The organism is Planococcus antarcticus DSM 14505, from assembly GCF_001687565.2.
GTDB classification, from domain to species: Bacteria; Bacillota; Bacilli; order Bacillales_A; family Planococcaceae; genus Planococcus; species Planococcus antarcticus.
In genome coordinates this window covers 3,309,822-3,333,095 of sequence record NZ_CP016534.2, presented here as the reverse complement: position 1 = coordinate 3,333,095, position 23,274 = coordinate 3,309,822, and the positions used below count along the sequence as shown (strand labels likewise).

Below are 23,274 nucleotides of genomic sequence, written 5' to 3'. Positions count from 1 at the left end.
CGGGTTGTGCAGTTTTATTTGTTTACAAATTGCATGAAAGAAATTAGCTACTATCCGTCGATCCCGGCTGAACGACGCTTGTCGTATCGACTATTGTCAGCGATCGTGTAGTAGAAAGAGGTTTTTTTTATGGCGCTTCGGTTTAAAAGCATTAGCGATATTTTATTCTTTCAAGAGTGGCTGAAAAGAAATGAAGCACAATAGCAGAGACTCTTAGCGACGCAGTGGCAAGATAAGAAATCTACTTGAACGCTGCAGCTGTTGTCATGATGTTCTGTGCCGACAGTACAGCTGTTTAGCAAAGTGTCGATAGGTAAAATTATAGATTCAACCGGTATAGGTGAATATTTGAAAAATGAGAGGGTAAGCCATTTAATAAAGACAAATAGTAGGGGGGAACAGGAAATGGCAGAAATTCAACAGAAGAAAGTAGACGATAATATTGCAAATGGCCCTTTTCTGGCAGTGCTAATGGCTGGAGTCTTTATAGCCATTCTCAATCAAACCCTGCTGGCAACAGCTTTGCCCAGTATCATGGACGACTTGAGTATTACCGCCAACACAGCGCAATGGTTGACGACGGTATTTATGCTGGTTAATGGGGTTATGATTCCAATTACCGCTTTTTTGATTGGAAAATTTTCTACACGTAACTTGTTTTTTGTAGCGATGGGTCTATTTGCGACAGGCACAATCATTTGTGCTTTTGCTCCAGGATTCTCAGTTCTCATGGTCGGTCGAATTGTTCAAGCAGCGGGTGCAGGCATCATGATGCCTTTAACCCAGACCGTACTGTTCATTATATTTCCAGTGGAAAAGCGCGGACAGGCTATGGGCTTATTCGGTTTGGTCATTTCTTTCGCCCCAGCAATCGGTCCAACACTGTCAGGCTGGGTCGTCGGGCAGTACCCTTGGCGTGCCTTGTTCTATATCGTGATTCCGATTGCACTGCTGGATCTAATTCTGGCATATTTTTTCCTGAAAAATGTCACCAAGCAGACTTTCCCAACTTTGGATCTCTTATCGATAGGACTGTCGACTCTGGGCTTCGGTGGAATTCTTTACGGCTTCTCGAGTGGCGGTTCACTTGGGTGGGACAGTCTTGCAGTGGCGGCCTCTATTGTAATCGGTATCGTTTCGTTGCTATTCTTTATCCGCCGCCAGTATCGACTAGATGAGCCAATTCTGGAATTCCGAGTGTTTTCCTATGGTATTTTCACCTTATCAACGGTGCTGAGTGTTATTGTATTTATTTCTATGATCGGCAGCGCGACAATTCTGCCGATTTATATGCAGAATATGCATGGCTTTACGGCACTCGAATCGGGGTTGATGCTGCTCCCAGGGGCAATCATTATGGGTTTGATGAATCCCATCACCGGCAGAATTTTTGATAAATTCGGCGGCAAGTGGTTGGCTGTTGTCGGCTTATCGATTGTGACGGTTTCGACTTTCCAGTTTACGGTGCTGACGGCGACAACTTCTTTCCTTTACTTGACCGTCATGCACGCCATCCGGATGTTTGGTGTTGCCATGGTTATGATGCCGGTGACGACGGCTGGGCTCAATCAGTTGCCAGAGCGGCTAATCCCTCATGGCACAGCAATGAGCAATACAATGCGGCAAGTATCGGGGTCGATTGGTACGGCACTTTTGGTAACCATCATGACTAGTACAGCGCTAGATCCTGAACAATACGGAGTACAGGGATTGATACGCGGCGTCAACATTTCGTTTGCTGTAGTTGGTGTCTTGAGTATTATTGGAGTGGGTTTGGCTTTTTTCCTCAGAAAAACCAGTCCTGGAATGGAGCAAGAGGGTGGAGAAACAGAATAAAGCCCGGTATAACGGGTTGTAGGACTTATGTATGCGTTATCATTTTGTCACACGATGGTCATTTACTTCTTTCATTAGATTTGGTAAGATGTCTGACGACAGCAGAGTTAAACAATGTATTTGCTTAATTTTCTGGTAAAAAAATATACCGATGAGGTGAAGTTGTGAATTTATTGTGGGGCATCTTTGGCGTATTCGTTGTTCTTGGAATCGCCTTCTTATTATCAAGCGGCAAGAAGTCTATTAAGCCACGGACAATACTCGGCGGATTAGCCATCCAAATCACGTTTGCATTTATGGTGTTGGAATGGGAATTTGGAAGAAAGATGTTGTTGGGTCTCTCGAATCTAGTTCAGAACGTCATTGATTATGCAGGTGAAGGAATCGCTTTCGTATTCGGTCCAGCGGCTGATGTACAAGGCTTCGGTTTTGTTTTTGCTTTCCAAGTATTGACGATTATCATTTTCTTTTCTTCTTTAATTTCTGTACTTTATTATTTGGGGATCATGCAACTCGTCATCAAACTTCTGGGAGGCGCATTGTCGAAGCTTCTTGGAACCAGTAAAGCGGAATCGATTTCAGCAGCGGCGAATATTTTCGTTGGTCAAACGGAAGCGCCGCTTGTCATTCGCCCGTTTATCGCGGGAATGACTAAGTCTGAATTATTTGCAGTCATGACAGGTGGACTAGCTTCTGTAGCCGGTTCTACTTTGGCGGGTTACGCACTTCTTGGTGTACCGCTTGAATACTTGCTGGCTGCAAGCTTCATGGCTGCTCCAGCCGGTTTGATCATGGCTAAAATGATGATGCCGGAAACAGAGGAAGTCGAAGAAAAAGAGTTTGTTATGGAAAAAGATGAAGCTTCAGTTAACGTTGTAGATGCGGCAGCACGTGGTGCATCTGACGGTCTTCAATTGGCGTTGAATGTTGGTGCGATGCTGCTTGCGTTCATCGCGTTAATCGCTTTGTTGAATGGTATACTTGGCGGGATTGCTGGTCAATTTGGCTTTGAGGGTCTGACAATCCAAAGCATTTTGGGTGTCATCTTCGCCCCTCTTGCATGGGCAATTGGTGTACCTTGGGCTGAAGCAGTTCAAGCAGGCAGCTTTATTGGACAAAAATTGGTGCTAAATGAATTTGTTGCGTACTCAGCTTTTGCTCCTGAAATTGCCAACTTGTCACCTAAAACGGTCATCGTTGTCAGCTTTGCTCTTTGCGGATTTGCAAACTTGAGTTCATTGGCAATTTTGCTTGGCGGACTTGGTGCGATTGCACCAGGCCGTCGTCCAGATATCGCTCGTCTCGGCATCCGTGCCGTTGCGGCAGGAGTGCTCGCTTCACTACTGAGTGCAGCGATTGCCGGAATGTTCGTTTAAAGTTTATATTACTAAGGGATCTGCAACAGCTGCAGATCCCTTTTTTGAGTTTTAGTGCTTTTCGCGAGCGAAAAGCGAGGCAACTAAGCCTTTAGTCGAGTGTGGCGGGGCAGAAGGAGCCTAGGAGCGGAGGAGATTGCGACTTACGCACGCTCCGGTTGCAATATGCCCGCTCCAGGAGTGTTATGCACGTTTGAAAAAGCTTATGCACGCTCAGAGAGACTTAAGCACGCTCAGAGAAAAATACGCACGATCAGAGCGGAAAATCGGTTTTTAGTGCTTTTCGCAAGCGAAAAGCGAGGCAACTAAGCCTTTAGTCGAGTGTGGCGGGGCAGAAGGAGCCTAGGAGCGGAGGAGATTGCGACTTACGCACGCTCCGGTTGCAATATGCCCGCTCCAGGAGTGCTATGCACGTTTGAAAAAGCTTATGCACGCTCAGAGAGACTTATGCACGTTCAGAGAAAAATACGCACGATCAGAGCGGAAAATCGGTTTTTAGTGCTTTTCGCAAGCGAAAAGCGAGGCAACTAAGCCTTTAGTCGAGTGTGGCGGGGCAGAAGGAGCCTAGGAGCGGAGGAGATTGCGACTTACGCACGCTCCGGTTGCAATATGCCCGCTCCAGGAGTGTTATGCACGTTTGAAAAAGCTTATGCACGCTCAGAGAGACTTATGCACGTTCAGAGAGACTTATGCACGTTCAGAGAAAAATACGCACGATCAGAGCGGAAAATCGGTTTTTAGTGCTTTTCGCGAGCGAAAAGCGAGGCAACTAAGCCTTTAGTCGAGTGTGGCGGGGCAGAAGGAGCCTAGGGACGGAGGAGATTGCGACTTACGCACGCTCCGGTTGCAATATGCCCGCTCCAGGAGTGTTATGCACGTTTGAAAAAGCTTATGCACGCTCAGAGAGACTTATGCACGTTCAGAGAAAAATACGCACGATCAAGAGCCAATTAGCGACACAAAAAAGCCTCGCACGCCAGTGAGAGGCTTACCGCATTATTCGTGGAAGTGGTAAGAGTAGGCTTTTGATTTTCCGATTCTCTTCAGATCCAGCTGACTCAGTAATCTTGTGGCTACTGCTCTGGATTCAAATCCACAAAACTCGCGAAGTTTTTGATTGGTGATATTTGTTTCAACAAAAGTTAAATACTCCTGGATCGCTAAAATATGCGCAGAAGCGTTGCGTACTCCACATTCAGTACAGATCCAATTTCGTTTGGCACGCTGCATCGTCAGGATTTTGCAATTTGGGCAATAAACCCCTGGATTCAAATCTTTCGGATCAATGAAATAGTATGTGCATAAAGGGGCTTGTTTGTAAGGGGTTTGATTGGTCAAAATCAATTTCTTGATTTTAGACAGTTTGATATTTTCGGCTTCGAGGGGGAAAGCCTGAAGAATTTCCAAAAGGTATTCGATCATTTGGTAGGTCTTGCAGATAGAGACGCCATGCGGTTTGGAGATGAATTCACAGTCCTTTGCGGTAAAGACAATCAAACCGGCTACCGACAAATTGATTTTTTTCATTTTAAAGAAATGTGTTAAAAAACGAATATGCTTATTGAGCTGGATTTTTGGATTTTCCATAACGGTCTTTTCTCCTGTGGGATTAACACGGAAAAATTCTCCTGTCTTTTCATCAAAATGAAGTTGACCACTGATGTTTTTGGACTCAATGATTATCGCGCAGTGCTCAGTCAGCAACAAACCATCCATTTGTACGAACCAGTTGTCGATTTTTAAGTTGACGTTCCACAGTGTATGGAACTCTTCCTCTTGATAAAATTCATTAAATTTCTTTCGAATCCGCTCTTCTCCGCGTTTGCCGGCGGTTTTCCAGTGAAGTTCCCGTTCAAGAAACGGCCGTTGCGGATGTTGATGATCGAGCCTTGCTAGTAGCAGCGCCAAGGCTTCTGTTTGGGGTAATAAACCAATTATTTTCGTTATGTGAATCCCTCCTCCATGTGAATTACTTGAATTATAGCATTCTCCGCTTTCTTGCAAAAGCTTATTTTCGAAACCCTGACTACCAGCTTTTCGCGAGCGAAAAGCGACCAAACCCCAGCTTGTTGTCTTATGCGCGTTCAGTCAGAAATACGCACGTACCAGCGACGTCATGCACGCTCCGAAAGAAATACGCACGTACCAGCGACGTCATGCACGCTCCGAAAGAAATACGCACGTACCGGCGACGTCACGCACGCTCCAGAGAAATACGCCCGTCCGCCACACGCCACTTCCGCCAAGTATATTTCCTTGACAGCGCCATCTTTTTAGATTACACTCCTATCTTGGCTTACCTATTTCGATAGGCAGAGCGGGTAGGGAGAGGGCTAATTTAATAGAAGGTTATGACTATGTTTAATTGGATGGACCAGTTTTTTGGTCTTCAGGAAAACGGTACGACGGTCAAACGTGAAATGACGGCTGGCTTGGTCGGATTTATTACGGTGATTTACATTATCGCCGTCAATTCGCTGATCCTGTCAGAAGCAGGCATGCCGCTTGAAGCGGCAATTGTCGCAACCATTGCGGCGTCGGTGTTTGGCTGTTTGATCATGGGATTTTGGGGCAATGCTCCGATTTTGCTGGTTCCTGGTATGGGAATCAACGCGTTGTTCTCTTACACGATGGTCCAGTCGATGGGCTTGTCGTGGCAGGAGGCGTTGGCGGTTGTTTTTGTTTCCGGCGTCATCTTTGTGGCGGTGGCATTTACGCGTTGTGCAAAAATGGTAAGTGCTGCGGTACCGCATTCACTGAAGGAAGCCATAACGGTGGGACTGGGATTATTCTTGATGCTGATCGGTCTTGAAAAAGGCGGTATCGTTGAGCGTGGGACGAGTTCGATCCTGGCACTTGGTTCGCTTGCAGAAGCGCAGGTGCTGGCGACAGTGCTGACCTTCCTTATCGCAATCGTGCTGTTTATCCGCAACGTACCGGGTAATTTCCTCATCACGATTGTGGTGGGAACGGCCATCGCTTCGTTTTTGGGGTTGATTGATTTCGGCAGTATGAATGAGTCGTCCATCAATGTAGCGGAAGCCTTTGCGGTATTTGGAGCATTGTCCTTTGGGAATATCCTGTCTATGACGTTTTGGGTCGCAGTCTTTTCGCTGACGATGGTGCTTGTGTTTGAAAACATCGGGCTCGTCCACGGGCAAGTGGCGTTCATCGAGCGTCCCGAGAAATTCGGCCGTGCTTTCCAGGCGACTTCTGTATCTGCGATGACTTCCGGCGTTTTCGGAACCAGTCCAACAGTGGCGACGGTCGAAAGCGCAGCTGGTATGACAGCAGGCGGACGGACAGGGCTGACCACCATTACGGCGGGATTATTGTTTTTGATTGCTTCGTTCTTCATTCCGGTTATCAAACTGATTCCCGACAGTGCGATTGCGCCGATCCTGATCATCATCGGAGGCTTGATGCTGCAAAATATCAAGAACCTCGATATGAGTGACTTGACCGAAAGCTTTCCTGCCCTGCTAATTGTGGCGTTGATACCGTTTACCTACAGCATTGCGGACGGCATCGCTATTGGATTCATTTTGTATCCGATTTTGAAAATTTCAACTGGCAGATGGCATGAAGTTTCACCGGTCCTGTATGTGATCGCCGGTTTGTTCTTGGCAAATTTCGTGTTTCACTATTTAGGCTGAAGCCGATAACTAGTAACGCACTCGCTGAGGCGAGTGCGCTTTTTTAGATGGCAGTGTACAATAAAGGCAAGAAGATCCAAAAGGAGCGGATAAAGATGAAATACACCAAATCTAAAATGGAACAGTTGGTCAGCGATCATCCGGAATTGAAAAAGCGGCTGAAAGTGTTGATGAAAGAAATGGAGCTTGAAAAAGGCTTTGCCTTAAAAGCGCTCTACCATTCGGAAGTAACGGACAATGGGCCTTACCAGAAGGATTATCAGGACCTCGACTGGCAATAAGATTATAATAACAGCATACAAAAACGCCCTCAATCTAATATTGAGGGCGTTTTTGTATGCTGTTAAAAATTTTGTTCATCGAGCCATTGCTGCCAGAACTTCACGTCGCTGCCGAGATACCAGCGGTTGCCTTCAATTTGTTCGCAATCAACGCCTTGGCCCCCGAGAATAAAATGCATTTCCGGGTTGGCTTTAGCCAAAGCATCAATATACTTATTGGCCAACGGCAGCATTCTACTTGTAGCGATCGACATGCACATTAATTTGAAATTTTGCTTAGTAACCATTTCCTCGAGACCTTCAAGTGGAGTATCTGGTCCGATGTAAACTACAGAAAAACCATTTTCCCGCAAGAATAAAGTGAATAGCAGCAAACCCAGCTGATGCTGCTCTCCACTTGGGCTTAGTGCAATGACCTTCGGCAAATTTGGAGAAACTTGGAAAATTCGGGAAAACTGATTAAAGCGTTGCTGGACAATATGAGTGATCATATGCTCATGGGCAACACTGATGGCGCCATCTTCCCAAGCTTCTCCAATACGCACCATCAGCGGCGCGATGATATAGAAAAAGACTGTTCGGTGATGAAATAAAGAAAAATGCAAGTCCAGCAAATAGTTGAAACGCTCAGTATCCATCTCCGCCGCAGCCTGAAAAAGTTGATCGATTTGTTGCTCGTATTCTAATGCCTCTTTTCGAAGCAGCTCGTCTTTTGTAACAATGAACTGCTTGCGTGAAGCGTGAAGTTTTTTTACGGCTTCACTAATTTTCACGCCATTATCCTGCACTTGTATTTTTAGCCATTTCAAATCTTCCAGATTTTGATCCGAATACAAGCGGTGTCCAGATTCTGTTCGAGCGGGAGTAATCGCACTATAACGTGTCTCCCAAGAACGGATTGTCACTTTCGGCATATCTAAGATTTTGGCAGCTGCTTTAATATTATACATAGCATTACCTTCATTCTTTAGATTTTATGGTTAGGTGTTGTACAAATATTATACAACGTATGTGCAGACCCGTAAAGCTGGAGACATTATTCGAAAAAAAATAGAATAACGGGCTCTCCTGAGAGAACCCGTTATTCATTGGACAGCTGTTGAAGCCTTTGCAGCACGTGAACGTTGCCAAGCCACTGTGATAAACATGGTAATCATTAACATGATGAGACCCAAAATGAAGGGGTATACAATGTTGATATCGTAAAGAACGCCTGCAAGCAAGGGACCGATGACATTGCCGATGCTCATATAAGCATTGTTCATGCCCATCGCAAAGCCTACTTCGCCGTCAGCCATTTTCGAGATCAAGGTATTCAAGACTGGGCGTAAAATGGAAGTGGCCAGGAAAATCACCAGTGAGACGGCAAAGAACATAGCGTAGCTTCCTGCAAACAAGGACATCAGGAAGCCAAATGCCGCCACGCCAAGGAACGAAATTAGGATGGCAACTTCTCCGTAACGGCGAACAATCCGGTCAACGACGAACAATTGGACAATAACACTGACGACTCCTGTTGCAGTGATCATAAAGGCGATGTCTTTTGCGGTCGAGTCGAACTGATTGTCTAGATACAGGCCAACCACTGATTCATATGCCAACAGGCCGAAGCTCATGACGAGTGTAATGATCAGTGGAATAAAATATGGCATTTTGGTAGAACGGCCAATCTTGGTAAACATGGATTCTTCATCGGTTAATTTGGCAGCCAGTGCAGGATCTGCATCTGTTGCATCGTGCTCTTTTAGCCAAATGATGGAAAAGAGGACTGCTCCCAAAGATACCAGTGTGGACACTAGGAACGGCAACTTTAATCCATAATCAGCTAGGAACCCACCGATACCGGGACCGACGACAATTCCGAGCGACATGGCGGCAGAAACCAAGCTGGTGCCTTTTGCACGCTGATCGAAGGTCGTGATGTCTGCGATATAGGCAAAGATTGCCGGAATCAACATAGCTGCTCCAACTCCACCAATGACACGCGATAAATACAATATCCAAATAGAGTCAGAAGCATAGAAAACGAACATGGAGATAGTTAAGCCCAATAATCCATAAATGATCATTTTTCGGCGTCCGTGTTGATCTGCCCATTTGCCAGCGATAGGCGAGAAGACGAACTGGGCAGCGGCGAAGATGGCAATCATCAAGCCTGCCGCCATGCCGCCTTGGTTGATTGAAACAAGATAGGAAGGCAGAATCGGAATAACAATTCCGAAGCTTGCAATCGCGATGAACATATTGATCATCAAGATGAAAATCTTCTTTTTTTGGTCTGCAGACACGGCAGGTACCCTCTTTTCGTCTATGTGTTTATGCGAATTTATTTTCTTCAACTTTTTTATGTTATTTGAGCGGCCATCTCTTGTCAACGGAACAGACTTGATATATTTTCCAACTTATGGATTTATAAAAAAGTGGTCATAAGTTAAGGATTATCCTTCAACGGTTGCTGGCAAAGTCTCAGCGTTTTGGCGGGCGATGGATAATTGGCATAAACGAAAAACCCTTTTCTTGATTGCAAGAAAAAAGCTTTAGGTCTGGGAATCTCTAGCCTATATTGTTGCAGGGATGTGAAAGGCTAAAGACGAAATCCCGTATTCCAGAGTCTGGTTGATTTTGGCCAGAAAAAGAATAAGGTATAATAAATATACAGGCAAACAAACTAATTAAAGCCTCTGAAAGGTGATAAAGGTGGACAATAAATTTCATCGTATCAAAGCTATTGAATTACAGGGACGGGTGGTCTCTGCTGATGAGGCAGCGTCTTGGATTAAAGACGGAATGACACTTGGGTTAAGTGGATTTACACGTGCAGGAGATGCCAAAGCGATACCTTATGCATTGGTTCGCCGTGCCAAAACAGAACAGTTTAAAGTGAATGTCTTTACTGGCGCTTCTTTAGGCTCAGATGTGGATAAACTAATGGCGGAAGCGGGAATCGTCCATAAACGGTTACCGTTTCAAGCAGATCCGGCTATGCGCAGAAAAATAAATAGCGGGGACATGCTATTTGTCGATCACCATTTGTCTCAGACCGCTGAATGGATCCGGGCAGGGGTTATTGAACCAATCGACTTTGCTGTTATTGAAGCATTGGAGATTACGGAAGATGGCATGATTATTCCAACGACTTCAGTCGGAAACTCGTCGGTTTTCGTCAAGCACGCCAAAAACGTTATTATTGAAATAAATCTTTCGCAGCTGGAATTGTTTAAAGGGGTGCATGACATTTACGAACCCGGAAAACAAGGTCAGCGCTCACCGATTCCTTTAACGCATGTCAGCGATCGCATTGGAACAATCGGAATACCGGTCGATCTTGAAAAGGTCCGAGCGATTGTCTTTACCGAGCAAGAAGATTCTCCTTCAACTATTTTGCAATCGGATGCTGAAACTGAAGTGATGGCTGGTCATCTACTGAATTTCTTGCGTGCTGAAGTCGCGTCAGGACGATTGACCAACCAACTCGCTCCTTTGCAATCAGGAATTGGCTCCGTGGCGAATGCCGTTCTACATGGTTTGATTGATTCGGAGTTTGAAGACATGGAAGTATATTCAGAGGTTCTCCAAGATGCTGTTTTTGATTTGATTGATGCAGGGAAAGTGAAGTTTGCTTCTGCTTCGTCGATCACGTTGTCTAAAGAGAAAATGGAACAGGTATTTGGAAACTTTGAAGAGTATCGCGATAAAATCATCTTGCGACCACAAGAAATCACAAATCATCCTGGATTGATTCGCCGACTTGGACTAATTTCCATTAATACGGCGTTGGAATTTGATATTTACGGCAATGTGAATTCAACTCACGTATCAGGCACTAAAATGATGAACGGCATCGGCGGTTCTGGCGATTTTGCCCGCAATGCTCGTCTATCCATATTTGTTACCAAATCGATTGCCAAAGGCGGTATCATATCGAGCGTTGTTCCGTTTGCTACGCACGTCGACCACACCGAACATGATGTTGACATCGTAGTGACCGAGCAAGGCTATGCGGATTTGCGCGGACTGGCTCCGCGTGAACGGGTGCCATTAATCATTGAGCATTGCGTTCATCCGATGTACCGAGATCAAATGCGCTCTTATTACGAAGAAGCCTTGCTACGTGGCGGACAAACGCCTCACGTGCTGGAAAAAGCTTTCTCTTGGCATGCAAATTTAGCGAATAACGGCACGATGCTTTTATCAGAGTAGTCGTATAAAACCAGTCCTTTTAAAGGACTGGTTTTTCTAATGGAAGAAAGGTATTTCGTGTATAATCGAAACGATGGGTTGAAACAGGAGGATTCTAATGGAAAGTTTTACACTAGGTTCGCTGTTGGACGTCATGGGTGAATTATTTTCCGATGAAATTTCAATAGCTGTGACAAATACAAAAGAATATATTTATTATCGTTCAAGTAAGCGAGTAGACTTGAAAATAAAACCGGGAGATCTGGTGAAGCCGGGAACCATTGCACACAAAGCCTTGCTGGCGAATCAGAAAACGTCTGAATTTATCAATCGTGAAATATTTGGAGTTCCTTATCATGGCATGGCTGTGCCATTTGAACACGAAGGAAAACTTCAAGGGTGTGTCATGGCCATATATCCCGCATTTACAGAAGGCAAATCGGTGGTCACCGTGAAAAGTCCCGATGGCTGGAAGCCAATTCCTTTCATGGAAGTGAAGTATTTGGAAGTCAAAGACCGCAAAACTCATGTCCATGCGGAAGGCTATTCGGGTACCAATAAAAACTCCCTTCAGGAATTCGAATTCCTTCTGCCACGTGAATCGTTTATTCGTTGTCATCGTTCATTCATTGTTAACGTGCATCATATAGAAGAAATTTATCCAGATACGCATTCCACATTTGTATTGGCGATGAATAACGGGGATCGAATCCCCGTCAGCCAATCCTATTCCAGCTACTTCAGAAAACTTCTTGGGTTCTAAGAGAAACGCAGGCAACCTAACTGGCAATAGCATCCTTTGCCATTTCCGGTAAGGCTGAAGCGACTCGAGGGACTGGCAGCCAGTCTGACAAAGAAAAGCGCAGGCGGCCAAAAGCAGAAGCTAACCTAAGACCGCGACTTCCTGTCGCGACGGTTAGCTGACCCGCATCCTGCGGGCCTCCGACAAGCGCTGGAAAAAGTGCTTTTTTTTCGTTGGTTTGAAAACTGCTGCTTGAGGCATCTTTTTCTCTGCTTGGCGGCATTAAACTCTTTTCCACTCCGCAAATCTCAATTCCGAAACAGAATAAGTTAAAGTTATCTAATAATTAAAAGATGATAGATAATGAAAAGCCTTACCCTTTTTGAGGAGACTGCGATTTTCTATTGAGCGCCCGCTCATGAAAACGCTTTATTAAAAAGAAGAGCTATTAAACTAACTTCGGAAGTGAGTGATAAGGATGGAAAAAAAACTTGAACGCATTCAAGCGAAACAGTTGCAGGACCGGGTGACCACACCAGAGGAAGCGGCTTCGTGGATACAGGATGGCATGACACTTGGACTTAGTGGGTTTACACGTGCAGGGGATGTGAAAGCGGTTCCTTTTGCCTTGGTGAAACGTGCGGAAAACGAAAGCTTCAAAGTAAATGTCTTCACAGGCGCTTCTTTAGGCTCAGATATCGACCGGTTATTTGCAGAAGCCGGAATCGTCAATAAACGTTTACCATTCCAGGCAGAACCGGCAATGCGCAAAAAAATTAACGAAGGTGAAATGCTGTTTGTCGATCATCATTTGTCGCATACAGCAGAGTGGATTCGTACAGGCGTTACAGAACCGATTGATTTTGCAATTGTAGAAGCTTTGTCTATTACAGCGGACGGCATGATCATTCCGACAACTTCTGTTGGAAACTCTGCAGTTTTTGCGAAACATGCTAAAAACATCATTGTTGAAATCAATCTGTCACAGCCTGAATTATTCGAAGGCCTGCATGATATCTATGATACAGGCAAACAAGGTGAGCGGTTGCCAATTCCATTGACAGCTGTCGATCAGCGTATTGGCACCATTGGAATTCCAATCGACATGGAAAAAGTGAGAGGCATTGTTTTCACCGAGCAATTGGATTCGCCTTCAACTATCGTACCGCCTGACGAAGATACAGAAATTATGGCAGGTCACTTGCTTGAATTTTTACGTTCTGAGATTCGCGCAGGCCGTTTAACAGAGAGCTTGGCTCCTTTGCAATCAGGTATCGGGTCTGTAGCGAATGCTGTTTTGCACGGTATGGTTGATTCGGAATTTAAAGATTTGGAAGTATATTCGGAAGTTTTACAGGACGCTGTTTTTGATTTGATGGATGCTGGCAAAGTGAACTTCGCATCTTGCTGTTCGATTACATTATCTGAACCGAAAATGAAACAAGTCTTTGGAGAATTTGAAAACTACCGCAACAAGATCATTATGCGTCCACAGGAAATTTCCAATCATCCAGAAATTATCCGTCGTCTCGGATTGATTTCGATTAATACAGCGCTCGAGTTCGACATGTATGGAAACGTTAACTCAACACATGTTTCAGGAACTAAAATGATGAACGGGATTGGAGGTTCAGGTGATTTCGCACGAAATGCTCGGTTGGCGATTTTTGTAACCAAATCCATTGCCAAAGGCGGAAACATTTCAAGTGTCGTACCGTTTGTATCCCATGTTGACCACACAGAACATGATGTGGATGTCGTCGTAACGGAGCAAGGCTATGCCGATCTTCGTGGACTGGCACCGCGCGAACGCGTAGAAGTCATTCTAGCAAACTGTGTACACCCGACGTACCACGCCCAATTGCGTGAGTATTACGATGAAGCGTTAACCCGCGGCGGACAAACTCCACACGTCCTGGAAAAAGCCTTCTCTTGGCATGCCGACCTAGCTAAAAACGGCACCATGCTCCAGAAAAAAGAACAATTGGTATAAAGAAAAGCGGAAGCAGCCGTATAGCTCCGACAGGCGTAAGGCGAGCTGGCGAAGTGGCGTTTTTTCAGCCACACAGCCAGAACGACTTACGACCCGAGGAGTTGGCTGCTGGAGCTAGACAATAAAGAAAAGCGGAAGCAACCTTGTAGATTCGACAGATGTAAGGCGAGCTGGCGAAGTGGCGTTTTTTCAGCCACACAGCACGAAAAGTAAAAGTGCCCGTTTAGCTCTGACAGGTGTAAGACAATCTGGTGAGGCGGCATGTTTTCAGCCGCGTAGCCAGAGTGGCTTACATCCCGAAGAGCTAGGCACTGCAACTAGACACAGAACGACTTACGACCCGAGGAGTTGGCTGCTGGAGCTAGACAATAAAGAAAAGCGGAAGCAGCCGTATAGCTCCGACAGGCGTAACTCAAAAAGACCAGGTTACCTTTTTTAGGTAACCTGGTCTTTTCATTACCGATTTCCGTAAATTTCAGATGTACTGCGTGTATACAATTCAATGATATGGCCGAAAGGATCCTCGGTATAAACGAGGTAATGTGGTTTACCTTTATTGATATTCCAAATCTTGCTGCGCTGCTTGCCGCCATGTTGAACGGCTCTTTCAATCGTCCCGACCAAGTCATCGACAATCAGACAGATGTGAAAGAATCCAGCATGAGGTGCATACTGTTCGGCGTGATATGTAGGATCCTGGAATTCGAAAAGTTCGATGCCGACACCGCTTGAAGACATCAAATGGACGTTGCGCATTTTTTTTAGCTCGGCGCCCTGTAGATCCAATGTCATCACTTCGGGATTTTCATCCGCTGCATTAAAGTCGAAAGGACCAGCTAAAATGTAGAAATCCAACACTTTCCTATACCAATCAATGGCTTTTTCCAAGTCTGGAACGGCAAGTCCCACATGGGTAATCGCACTCATGACATCAACTCCTCTTTCCCACTGTCTACCCCCGGAAACGTCATAGTAAGCAGGTTGTTAAGTCAGATTTTTCTGTCTAAACAAAAATAGTTGTTGTCAAGCGTTATTTTTAGTATTATAATAAGCAATTGTGAAATTTGAAATGAGGGTTCTAAAATGAAAAATTCCATCTATGGATTGACGATAGACCAGTTAAAAGATTGGTTTTTAGAAAACGGTCAGAAAAAATACCGTGCTGAGCAGGTATGGGACTGGTTGTATATCAAACGTGTCACTGAATTCGGCGAAATGAACAACCTTTCGAAGGATTGCATTCAGCTGCTTGGAGATAATTTTGTCATACGTACTTTGGAAGAAACAGTCAAACAGGAATCTGCGGACGGCACGATCAAGTTTCTTTTCAAAATGCAAGATGGCAACTTGATTGAAACGGTATTGATGCGCTTTAAATACGGAAATTCCGTCTGTGTAACGACACAGGTGGGCTGTAACATCGGCTGCAGTTTTTGTGCCAGCGGACTTTTGAAAAAGAGCCGCGATTTAAATGCGGGCGAAATCGTCGAACAAATCATGCAAGTACAAGCGCATTTCGATTCCCAGGAAAAAGAAGAGCGTGTCAGCCATATCGTCGTAATGGGTATCGGCGAACCATTTGATAACTATGCGAATTTAATGGGCTTCCTGAACATCGTGAATTCTCAAAAAGGCTTGGCTATCGGAGCACGCCACATTACGGTATCAACTAGTGGTATCGTACCGAAAATTTATGACTACGCTGACGAAGGTTTGCAAGTGAATCTGGCTATTTCAATTCATGCCCCGACCAATGAATTGCGTACACGCATCATGAAGATTAACAAAGCGTACCCAGTAGAGAAGCTGATGGCTTCTATCGATTATTATTTGGAGAAATCCAACCGTCGTATCACGTTTGAATACATTATGCTACGTGACATCAATGACCACGTAGAAGAAGCCAATCAATTGGCGAAGTTGCTCGAAGACAAGCGTCATTTGTCATACGTCAACTTGATTCCTTACAATTCAGTTGATGAACACGATCAATATCAACAAAGTACGCCGGAAGCAATTTCTGCTTTCTATGATGCTCTGAAAAAGAAAGGCATCAACTGTGGTGTACGTCATGAGCAAGGCGCCGATATCGATGCAGCTTGTGGTCAATTGCGAAGCAAGCAAATCAAAAAAGAGAAAAAAGTAGTAACAGTTTAATAAATCAAAAGCGTTCCTGAATTTTTCAGGAACGCTTTTTTTATTCGGTAGCTATGTTAACTGATTTTGTTGATATTGGATCTTAAGGAACGATTGTTCAAATGTGGAAAAAAGTATCGTCGAGCATGACGCTTCTAATTAACCCAGTCAATTAAAAGGCTGGATACAACCGTTCAATGGCGTGGCTACAAAATATCCTAAACATTTTTTGAATTGACTTTAATTTCTGGATATCGTAAAGCATGAAATGATAATAGAAAGATGCTTATTTTCAATTAATGAAACTTATCAGTCATTAAGAACGTATCAATCTTAAAGCTTTGAGTTATTCAACTAATGGAGTATTTTATTGAGTAAAAGTTGGGTTTTATAGCGAAATGTTATTAGAAAGGAGCGGGAATATTGAAGAGAATTCTGTTGGTAGGGATTTTATTTGGAACGATCGTGCTTGCTGGGTGTAGCGGCATTTCAAAATACGATGATAATGAAGCAGCGGCGATTGTAAAAGGTCAAGAGATTACAGTAGGTGATTTGCGTTTTTTATATCCTGATGATACTGCGTTAGATTATCTGGATTCAGCAATAGGGGTAGAATTGATAAAACAAGAGGTCAAGGAAATGAACCTTGATGTTTCTACCAATTTAAGTGATGAAAAAAACCGGGATGAATTTGAAAAGCTTCCTCTTGAAAATACAAAAGACGAAGGTGGAAAGCAAATTCGTAAGTATGCCATAGTTCAAGCTAAAAAACTAGATATGACACCAGAAGACTTCCAAAAAGAATACGCTAAAAAAATTAATGAACAAAATGCTTATATCAATGCGTACCTTGAGGAGAAATTAGGAGGAGGAGATGTTAATGATTCAAAATGGATGGATGAATTTGGTGAAGAATATCATAAACTACTAGAAAAACTAATAGATGAAAATAAAGATGAAATAAAAGTGTTAATTGATTAATATTTTAAGAATCAAAAGCGATTGTTGGGCAATTCGCATCAACTAACGAAGATAATAGATAAAGTGTATGGATGAGCGACAAGGTCTATTTCCGTGCCTTTTTATCTCTATTATTCTTTTATTAATAATTTCATTTACCAATACGTATTCTGTAAGAAGTTGTAGTGGCTACTAAATAAAACACACGATTCTTTCTACGGACATCAAGAGGTATTTTATAAAAGCTGTAGAATTATCAGAAACTATGCTATAGTGATTTCGAAAACATAAATAAAAACACCACTGGGGGAGCCGGATATCGGCTGAGACAAGCATTAGCTTGGACCCTTTGAACCTGATCTGGATCATACCAGCGGAGGGAAGTGGCGACCGTTTGCTATTTTCTTATCGACTGCATACGCCGCTTCCCTTTACTGGGAAGCGGCGTTTTTATTTTGTACAAGAAAAGTGAAAGTGCCTGTTTAGCTCTGACAGGTGTAAGACGCTCTGGCGAAGTGGCATGTTTTCAGCCGCACAGCCAGAGTGACTTACATCCCGAAGAGCTAGGCACTGCAACTGGACAATAAAGAAAAGTGGAAGTGCCTGTTTAGCTCTGACAGGTGTAAGACGCTCTGGTGAAGTGGCATGTTTTCAGCCGCACAGCCAGAGTGACTTACATCCAGAAGAGCTGGGCACTGCAACTGGACAATGAAGAAAAGTGAAAGTGCCTGTTTAGCTCTGAAACTGAAGACCAGAGTGGCTTACATCCCAAAGAGCTAGGCACTGCACTAAACCAAAAAAGGAGATGGAGAAATGACATTTTGTAAAGAAGTGAGAAAAGAGTGCAACAGCTTATGGCAAGCAAGTTTTGACCACCCGTTCGTTAAAGGAATTGAAGATGGGACGTTGCCAGTCGATATATTCCGTTTTTATGTCATGCAAGACGCTTATTACTTATCACATTTTGCGAAAATACAGGCGCTAGGAGCGTCTAAGGCAAAAGATTTAGAAACCACACAACGTTTTGCGATTCATGCAGCTCATACGTGCAGTGCTGAGTTATCTTTGCATGAGTCATTTATGGAGCTACTTGATGTGACAGAAGAAGAGTGGGCTGCGTTCGAGCCTTCTCCAACAGCCTATGCTTATGTGAACCATATGTACCGCGCATCACAAGGTGAATTGGCAGACGTACTGGCAGCTATTTTACCTTGTTACTGGCTGTATTATGAAATTGGGGAACGTTTAAAGGATGCCAAACCCGATCATTCGATTTACGATCGCTGGATTGAAACTTACGGTTCCGAGGAGTTTGGGGAACTTGTCAACGAACAAATTTCACGCATGAATCGGTTAGCAGAAAGATTGCCAGAAGCGCGCCGTAAAGAGCTAAAAGATCATTTCCGGAAAAGTAGTTATTATGAATTGAATTTTTGGGATCAGGCATGGAGAAAAGAATCCTGGTCTGTAGATTCCACCGATAAAGTGGGTGTCTAACATGTTCCAACAAATAAAACAAAAAAATCCGCTTGTTCATTGCATCACGAATCACGTAGTATCGAATTTTCAAGCCAACGGTCTATTGGCAATTGGCGCTTCTCCAATAATGGGAGAAGCGCCTGAAGAAGCAGCAGAACTTGCTGCATTAGCCCAGGCAGTCTCATTGAATATGGGAACTCTGCACACAGAGTCGCTAAAAAGTATGCTAATTGCTGGAAAGACGGCTAGCAAACTGGGGATTCCTGTAGTTCTGGATCCTGTTGGAGCAGGAGCAAGCAACTTCCGAATCAAGGCTGTTCGAGAAATTCTGGAGACAGTTGACGTCAGCGTCCTTCGCTGCAATGCAGGAGAGCTTGCAGCTGTAGCCGGTAAAGACTGGCAGTCTAAAGGCGTTGATGCCGGAGAAGGGACCCTAGACGTCAAAGAGCTCGCTATCTCTACTGCTAAACAATTGGGTTTGCTTGTAGTAGTTACTGGAAAAATAGATATTGTCACAGACGGAAGATCTGTTATTGAAATTCCTTTTGGAGATCCGATCATGGCTTCGATTACAGGGACGGGATGTTTACTAAGTAGTGTTGTTGCTGCAGGTCTTGCTGTTGAGTCTGGAAATCCGTTGAAGATAGTGAGCGACATTCTACGCTTTTATGCGATTGCTGGTGAACAGGCTAGTCAAACCGCTATACTTCCTGGTGATTTTCAAGTTGCTTTCATCAATAGGCTAGCAAGTTTGACGGATAGCGAAGTAGCCGAGCGAATTTATTCACAGGAGAGAGTGCTATGAAAAAAACACCACAAACTTTAACAATTGCCGGATCAGATTCTGGAGGAGGCGCTGGCATTCAAGCTGATCTAAAAACTTTTCAAGAACTGGACGTCTATGGCACCTCTGTTATTACTGCCGTGACTGCCCAAAATACGACGGGCGTCTCCGCCATTTATCCAATGTCACCACAGGCAGTACAAATGCAATTAGGGGCAGTGGGTAGCGATTTTGAATTAGCTGCTTTAAAAACAGGAATGCTTTTTAATTCGGAGATTATTAAAGAAGCCGTTGCAGCGATTCGGAAATTTGGGTGGGAAAATATCGTCGTGGATCCGGTTATGATGGCTAAAGGCGGTGCGGATTTGTTGCAGCAAGAAGCAGTCGATGCGCTGAAAACTCAACTGTTGCCACTGGCTTTACTAGTTACCCCGAACATTCCGGAGGCAGAAGCTTTGACGGGCATCACCATTACAAGCGCCGCTAGCCGTCGATATGCAGCTGAGCAGATTTTGGGACTAGGCGCAAAAGCGGTCGTCATTAAAGGTGGGCATGCGGTTAATGCAGAATACGCAGAAGATTATTTTCTGCAGACAAACGGAGAATCGGTCTTATACCGTTCAGTTCGAATTGTCACTGATCAAACGCATGGCACGGGTTGTACATTTGCAGCGGCCGTGACAGCAGAGCTGGCTAAGGGACAGCAACTAAAAGATGCCATTTTCACAGCAAAGCAATTTATCCAAGCTGCGCTTAGTGAACCATTAAATATCGGCAAAGGTCATGGGCCCACTAACCACGCTGCTTACAAAGCAGGGATGTTAGGAAAGAAGGAGGTAAATAAAATTGAGGTTTTCCAATAAACCGTCAATCTACTTTATCATGGGCTCCCAAAGTTCAGGAGCAAGAGACCCTTTCCAAGTATTAGAAGAAGCATTAAAGGGAGGCATCAGTCATTTCCAATTGCGAGAAAAGGGTGTTGGTGCATTAACGGGCTCAGCATTGCTAGAATTTGCTTTGCGCTGCCAGCAACTTTGCGGAGAGTACGGAGTGCCTTTCATTATCAATGATCAAGTCGAACTGGCATGCCGTATTGGAGCAGATGGCATTCATATCGGACAGGATGATGCAGCAGCATCGCAAGTTCGCCAAAGGATTGGCGAGGACAAAATTCTAGGCGTTTCTGTTCATTCTGTACAAGAAGCTGAAATTGCTAGTAAAGACGGAGCAGATTACGTCGGAATGGGCCCGATTTTCGGGACAATGTCAAAAGCTGATGCGAAAAAACCGGCAGGCGTCAAAAAAATCTTAGCAGTTAAAAATGAATTTCCCGAACTGCCGATTGTAGGTATCGGTGGAATCAATTCTGAAAATGCTGCCCAAGTTTGGCGAGCTGGCGTTTCAGGGATTGCTGTCATATCAGCCATCACAAAGGCAGAGAGTGTTGCCGAACGGATTTCCGCCCTGAAAGCTTCTCATAAAGAGGGTGGGGGAGAATGAAGACAAAAAAATTGGTTCTTATGGCGATGTTCGTCGCTATCGGAGTGGCAGGTTCCACTTTTGTTTATTTTCCAGCGGGAATTGCTCGTGCGTACCCTATCCAACATGCCATCAATGTCATTGCGGCAATTCTTTTTGGACCGGGCCCAGCCGTATTGATCGCCTTTTTGACTGGAGTCGTTAGAATATTGACGGGAACGGGATCGCTGCTGGCCTTTCCCGGTGGGATGATCGGAGCATTGCTTGCTGGAATCCTGTACGCCAGATTCGGTAAGGTACGGTTTGCAGCATTAGGAGAAGTAGTAGGCACTGGCATAATTGCTTCCTTGGTGGCCGTGCCTTACGCCCGGCTGTTCCTGGGTACAGAATTTGGAGCTTTATTTTTTGTTCCACCGTTTTTCATTTCCAGTTTGGCTGGCGCTATACTGGGCGCGGTCCTAGTAGCACGTCTCGCAAAGGTGGACTCCCTAAAAGTTTGGCAATAAATCGCTGAATTTTCTGGAAGGAGTTTATAATTTCATAAATGAGGGGAAACAAAGAAATATAGACTTTTGAAAAGGGAGTGGACAGAATATGGTAAAAATTGCAGTTGAGCATCCATTTACGTCAGTACGTGAAGCTTTAGAGAAAAAAGGGTACCAAACAGATATGTTGAATGACAAATCAGATTCTACAGATTACGATGTCATCGTTGTAAGAGATCAAGAAGATTTAGCTGATTATCACATGAGTGTTTCACTTGTTGAGGCTAAAGGCCGTACTTTATACGAAATCGTAGAAGAAGTGGAAGAGCGTCTGGTACGTGGCGGCAAAATTCAAGCGCCACAGACTACTGAAGCTGAACGCAAAGAAAACAGTGGCGGTGGTGGGGGCTTCCTGGCTGGTGCCGCAACTGGCGCAGTAATCGGAGCAGCAGCAGGATTGTTATTCGCACCAAAGAGCGGTAAAGAGCTTCAGGAAATTGTCAAAGAGAAAACAACTAGTCTAAAAGAAGAGAACGCTGAAGGTTCAGGCGGTGCGGTTGATCAGGTGAAGGAAAAAGCCAATCAGCTAAAAGAGAAAACTAGCGATATTACAGAAAAAGCTAAAGACAAAGCTGATGAACTCAAGGTGAAACGTGTAGAAAAACAAGAAGAAAAAGAACTTAAAAAGCAGGAAAAAGCAGTTGAAAAAGCAACTGAAAAAGAAGAAAAAGAGCAAGAGAAAGCTGAAAAAGAACATGAAAAAGCTGAAAAAGCAGTAGAAAAAGAAATTAAAAAAGCTAATAAGGAAGCCGATAAAGAAAAAGGCGGCATCGAAGTTGTTGAATTGGGTGACGCATCTGTCGAAAAAGACAGTACCGGCAACGTAACAGTAAAGGCTGAAGATAAAAATAAAAAATAATAATAGCAAAGGTGTCCGCCAATCCATCTGGCGGACACTTTTTTTGTATTGAGAGCAGGTAAGCAGTTGGATAGGCACTTCCGCTTTTCGGTGTCCAGACTCCGGCAGCCAGCCCCTCGAGTCGCTTCAGCCTTGCCGGCAATGGCAAAGAACGCCATTACCGGCAAAGCTTTCAGCGCTTGTCGGGGCTAAACGGCTGCCTCCGCTTTTCGGTGTCCAGACTCCAGTGCCTAGCTCTTCGGGGCATAAGCCAACCCAGCGATGTGGCAAAGAGCGCCACTTCGCTGATCTGTCTTATGCCTGTCAGAGCTGGATAGGCACTTCCGCTTTTCGGTGTCCAGACTCCAGTGCCTAGCTCTTCGGGGCATAAGCCAACCCAGCGATGTGGCAAAGAGCGCCACTTCGCTGATCTGTCTTATGCCTGTCAGAGCTGGATAGGCACTTCCGCTTTTCGGTGTCCAGACTCCAGTGCCTAGCTCTTCGGGGCATAAGCCAACCCAGCGATGTGGCAAAGAGCGCCACTTCGCTGATCTGTCTTATGCCTGTCAGAGCTGGATAGGCACTTCCGCTTTTCGGTGTCCAGACTCCAGTGCCTAGCTCTTCGGGGCATAAGCCAACCCAGCGATGTGGCAAAGAGCGCCACTTCGCTGATCTGTCTTATGCCTGTCAGAGCTGGATAGGCACTTCCGCTTTTCGGTGTCCAGACTCCAGTGCCTAGCTCTTCGGGGCATAAGCCAACCCAGCGATGTGGCAAAGAGCGCCACTTCGCTGATCTGTCTTATGCCTGTCAGAGCTGGATAGGCACTTCCGCTTTTCGGTGTCCAGACTCCAGTGCCTAGCTCTTCGGGGCATAAGCCAACCCAGCGATGTGGCAAAGAGCGCCACTTCGCTGATCTGTCTTATGCCTGTCAGAGCTGGATAGGCACTTCCGCTTTTCGGTGTCCAGACTCCAGTGCCTAGCTCTTCGGG

Annotated in this window: 20 protein-coding genes, 1 pseudogene and 1 riboswitch; of the genes and pseudogenes, 16 read left to right on the top strand and 5 right to left on the bottom strand. The window is 44.8% G+C overall.

Annotation, left to right across the window (positions count from 1 at the left end):
* The first annotated feature begins 405 nt into the window (after positions 1–405).
* A complete protein-coding gene (locus tag BBH88_RS16345; protein ID WP_065536484.1) occupies positions 406–1,836 on the top strand; it encodes a DHA2 family efflux MFS transporter permease subunit in 1,431 nt (476 codons plus the stop codon).
* Between the two features lie 164 nt (positions 1,837–2,000).
* Positions 2,001–3,212, top strand: coding sequence for a NupC/NupG family nucleoside CNT transporter (locus tag BBH88_RS16340; RefSeq protein ID WP_006831126.1), 1,212 nt, complete (start codon positions 2,001–2,003; stop codon positions 3,210–3,212).
* A gap of 996 nt (positions 3,213–4,208) precedes the next feature.
* Here BBH88_RS16340 and BBH88_RS16335 read toward each other — a convergent pair.
* Positions 4,209–5,120 carry a nuclease-related domain-containing protein gene (locus BBH88_RS16335; protein WP_238323345.1) on the bottom strand — a complete coding sequence of 304 codons (912 nt, stop codon included), beginning with the start codon at positions 5,118–5,120 and terminating at the stop codon, positions 4,209–4,211.
* A gap of 449 nt (positions 5,121–5,569) precedes the next feature.
* On the opposite strand from BBH88_RS16335, the gene BBH88_RS16330 reads away from it, so the two are divergent.
* Together BBH88_RS16330 and BBH88_RS16325 are read left to right on the top strand one after the other, a co-directional pair.
* A complete protein-coding gene (locus tag BBH88_RS16330; RefSeq protein WP_065536485.1) occupies positions 5,570–6,868 on the top strand; it encodes an NCS2 family permease in 1,299 nt (432 codons plus the stop codon).
* 95 nt (positions 6,869–6,963) lie between these two features.
* Positions 6,964–7,149: a hypothetical protein gene (locus BBH88_RS16325; RefSeq protein ID WP_006831197.1), complete on the top strand. Its 186-nt coding sequence runs from the start codon at positions 6,964–6,966 to the stop codon at positions 7,147–7,149.
* 62 nt (positions 7,150–7,211) lie between these two features.
* Here BBH88_RS16325 and BBH88_RS16320 read toward each other — a convergent pair whose 3' ends face one another.
* Together BBH88_RS16320 and BBH88_RS16315 are read right to left on the bottom strand one after the other, a co-directional pair.
* Entirely contained in the window at positions 7,212–8,099 is an 888-nt protein-coding gene (locus tag BBH88_RS16320) for a MerR family transcriptional regulator (RefSeq protein WP_006831196.1), read from the bottom strand.
* Between the two features lie 135 nt (positions 8,100–8,234).
* On the bottom strand, positions 8,235–9,437 hold the full coding sequence (locus BBH88_RS16315; RefSeq protein WP_006831195.1) for an MFS transporter: 1,203 nt from the start codon (positions 9,435–9,437) through the stop codon (positions 8,235–8,237).
* A 409-nt stretch (positions 9,438–9,846) separates the two neighbouring features.
* Between BBH88_RS16315 and BBH88_RS16310 the strand changes: the two genes are divergently transcribed.
* Positions 9,847–11,349, top strand: a complete 1,503-nt coding sequence (locus BBH88_RS16310) for a succinyl-CoA:acetate CoA-transferase ScpC (RefSeq protein ID WP_065536486.1) — start codon at positions 9,847–9,849, stop codon at positions 11,347–11,349.
* 97 nt (positions 11,350–11,446) lie between these two features.
* Positions 11,447–12,091: a LytTR family DNA-binding domain-containing protein gene (locus tag BBH88_RS16305; protein ID WP_006831193.1), complete on the top strand. Its 645-nt coding sequence runs from the start codon at positions 11,447–11,449 to the stop codon at positions 12,089–12,091.
* A 16-nt stretch (positions 12,092–12,107) separates the two neighbouring features.
* Here the strand turns inward: BBH88_RS16305 and BBH88_RS16300 are convergent, their stop codons facing one another.
* Positions 12,108–12,368, bottom strand: a complete 261-nt coding sequence (locus BBH88_RS16300) for a hypothetical protein (protein WP_154669176.1) — start codon at positions 12,366–12,368, stop codon at positions 12,108–12,110.
* 180 nt (positions 12,369–12,548) lie between these two features.
* Here BBH88_RS16300 and BBH88_RS16295 point away from each other — a divergent pair, with 180 nt between their 5' ends.
* Complete coding sequence (locus tag BBH88_RS16295; RefSeq protein ID WP_065536488.1) at positions 12,549–14,063, top strand: succinyl-CoA:acetate CoA-transferase ScpC; 1,515 nt, start codon at positions 12,549–12,551, stop codon at positions 14,061–14,063.
* Between the two features lie 456 nt (positions 14,064–14,519).
* On the opposite strand, the gene BBH88_RS16290 is transcribed toward BBH88_RS16295, so the two are convergent.
* Positions 14,520–14,990, bottom strand: a complete 471-nt coding sequence (locus BBH88_RS16290) for a VOC family protein (protein WP_006831713.1) — start codon at positions 14,988–14,990, stop codon at positions 14,520–14,522.
* Between the two features lie 156 nt (positions 14,991–15,146).
* On the opposite strand from BBH88_RS16290, the gene rlmN reads away from it, so the two are divergent.
* From rlmN to BBH88_RS16250, 9 genes and pseudogenes are all read left to right on the top strand, one after another.
* Positions 15,147–16,220 (top strand): dual-specificity RNA methyltransferase RlmN, encoded by a 1,074-nt coding sequence (gene rlmN, locus BBH88_RS16285; protein ID WP_065536489.1) that lies wholly within the window; start codon positions 15,147–15,149, stop codon positions 16,218–16,220.
* A 145-nt stretch (positions 16,221–16,365) separates the two neighbouring features.
* Positions 16,366–16,536, top strand: a pseudogene (locus BBH88_RS19705) (IS1595 family transposase); the annotation flags it as partial.
* Between the two features lie 86 nt (positions 16,537–16,622).
* On the top strand, positions 16,623–17,180 hold the full coding sequence (locus BBH88_RS16280) for a hypothetical protein (RefSeq protein WP_006831711.1): 558 nt from the start codon (positions 16,623–16,625) through the stop codon (positions 17,178–17,180).
* Positions 17,181–17,454: 274 nt separating this feature from the next.
* Positions 17,455–17,558, top strand: a riboswitch (TPP riboswitch).
* 414 nt (positions 17,559–17,972) lie between these two features.
* On the top strand, positions 17,973–18,656 hold the full coding sequence (tenA, locus tag BBH88_RS16275) for a thiaminase II (RefSeq protein ID WP_065536490.1): 684 nt from the start codon (positions 17,973–17,975) through the stop codon (positions 18,654–18,656).
* Between the two features lies 1 nt (position 18,657).
* Entirely contained in the window at positions 18,658–19,443 is a 786-nt protein-coding gene (thiM, locus tag BBH88_RS16270) for a hydroxyethylthiazole kinase (protein ID WP_065536491.1), read from the top strand.
* Positions 19,440–20,285 (top strand): bifunctional hydroxymethylpyrimidine kinase/phosphomethylpyrimidine kinase, encoded by an 846-nt coding sequence (gene thiD, locus BBH88_RS16265; protein WP_065536492.1) that lies wholly within the window; start codon positions 19,440–19,442, stop codon positions 20,283–20,285. Before thiM ends, thiD begins: the two co-directional genes overlap by 4 nt.
* Complete coding sequence (gene thiE, locus BBH88_RS16260) at positions 20,269–20,922, top strand: thiamine phosphate synthase (RefSeq protein ID WP_269148238.1); 654 nt, start codon at positions 20,269–20,271, stop codon at positions 20,920–20,922. The genes thiD and thiE overlap by 17 nt, the downstream gene beginning before the upstream one ends.
* A complete protein-coding gene (gene thiW / locus BBH88_RS16255; RefSeq protein WP_006831685.1) occupies positions 20,919–21,407 on the top strand; it encodes an energy coupling factor transporter S component ThiW in 489 nt (162 codons plus the stop codon). Before thiE ends, thiW begins: the two co-directional genes overlap by 4 nt.
* Positions 21,408–21,495: 88 nt before the next feature.
* Positions 21,496–22,305 (top strand): YkuS family protein, encoded by an 810-nt coding sequence (locus tag BBH88_RS16250; protein WP_006831686.1) that lies wholly within the window; start codon positions 21,496–21,498, stop codon positions 22,303–22,305.
* The last annotated feature ends 969 nt before the right edge of the window (positions 22,306–23,274 follow it).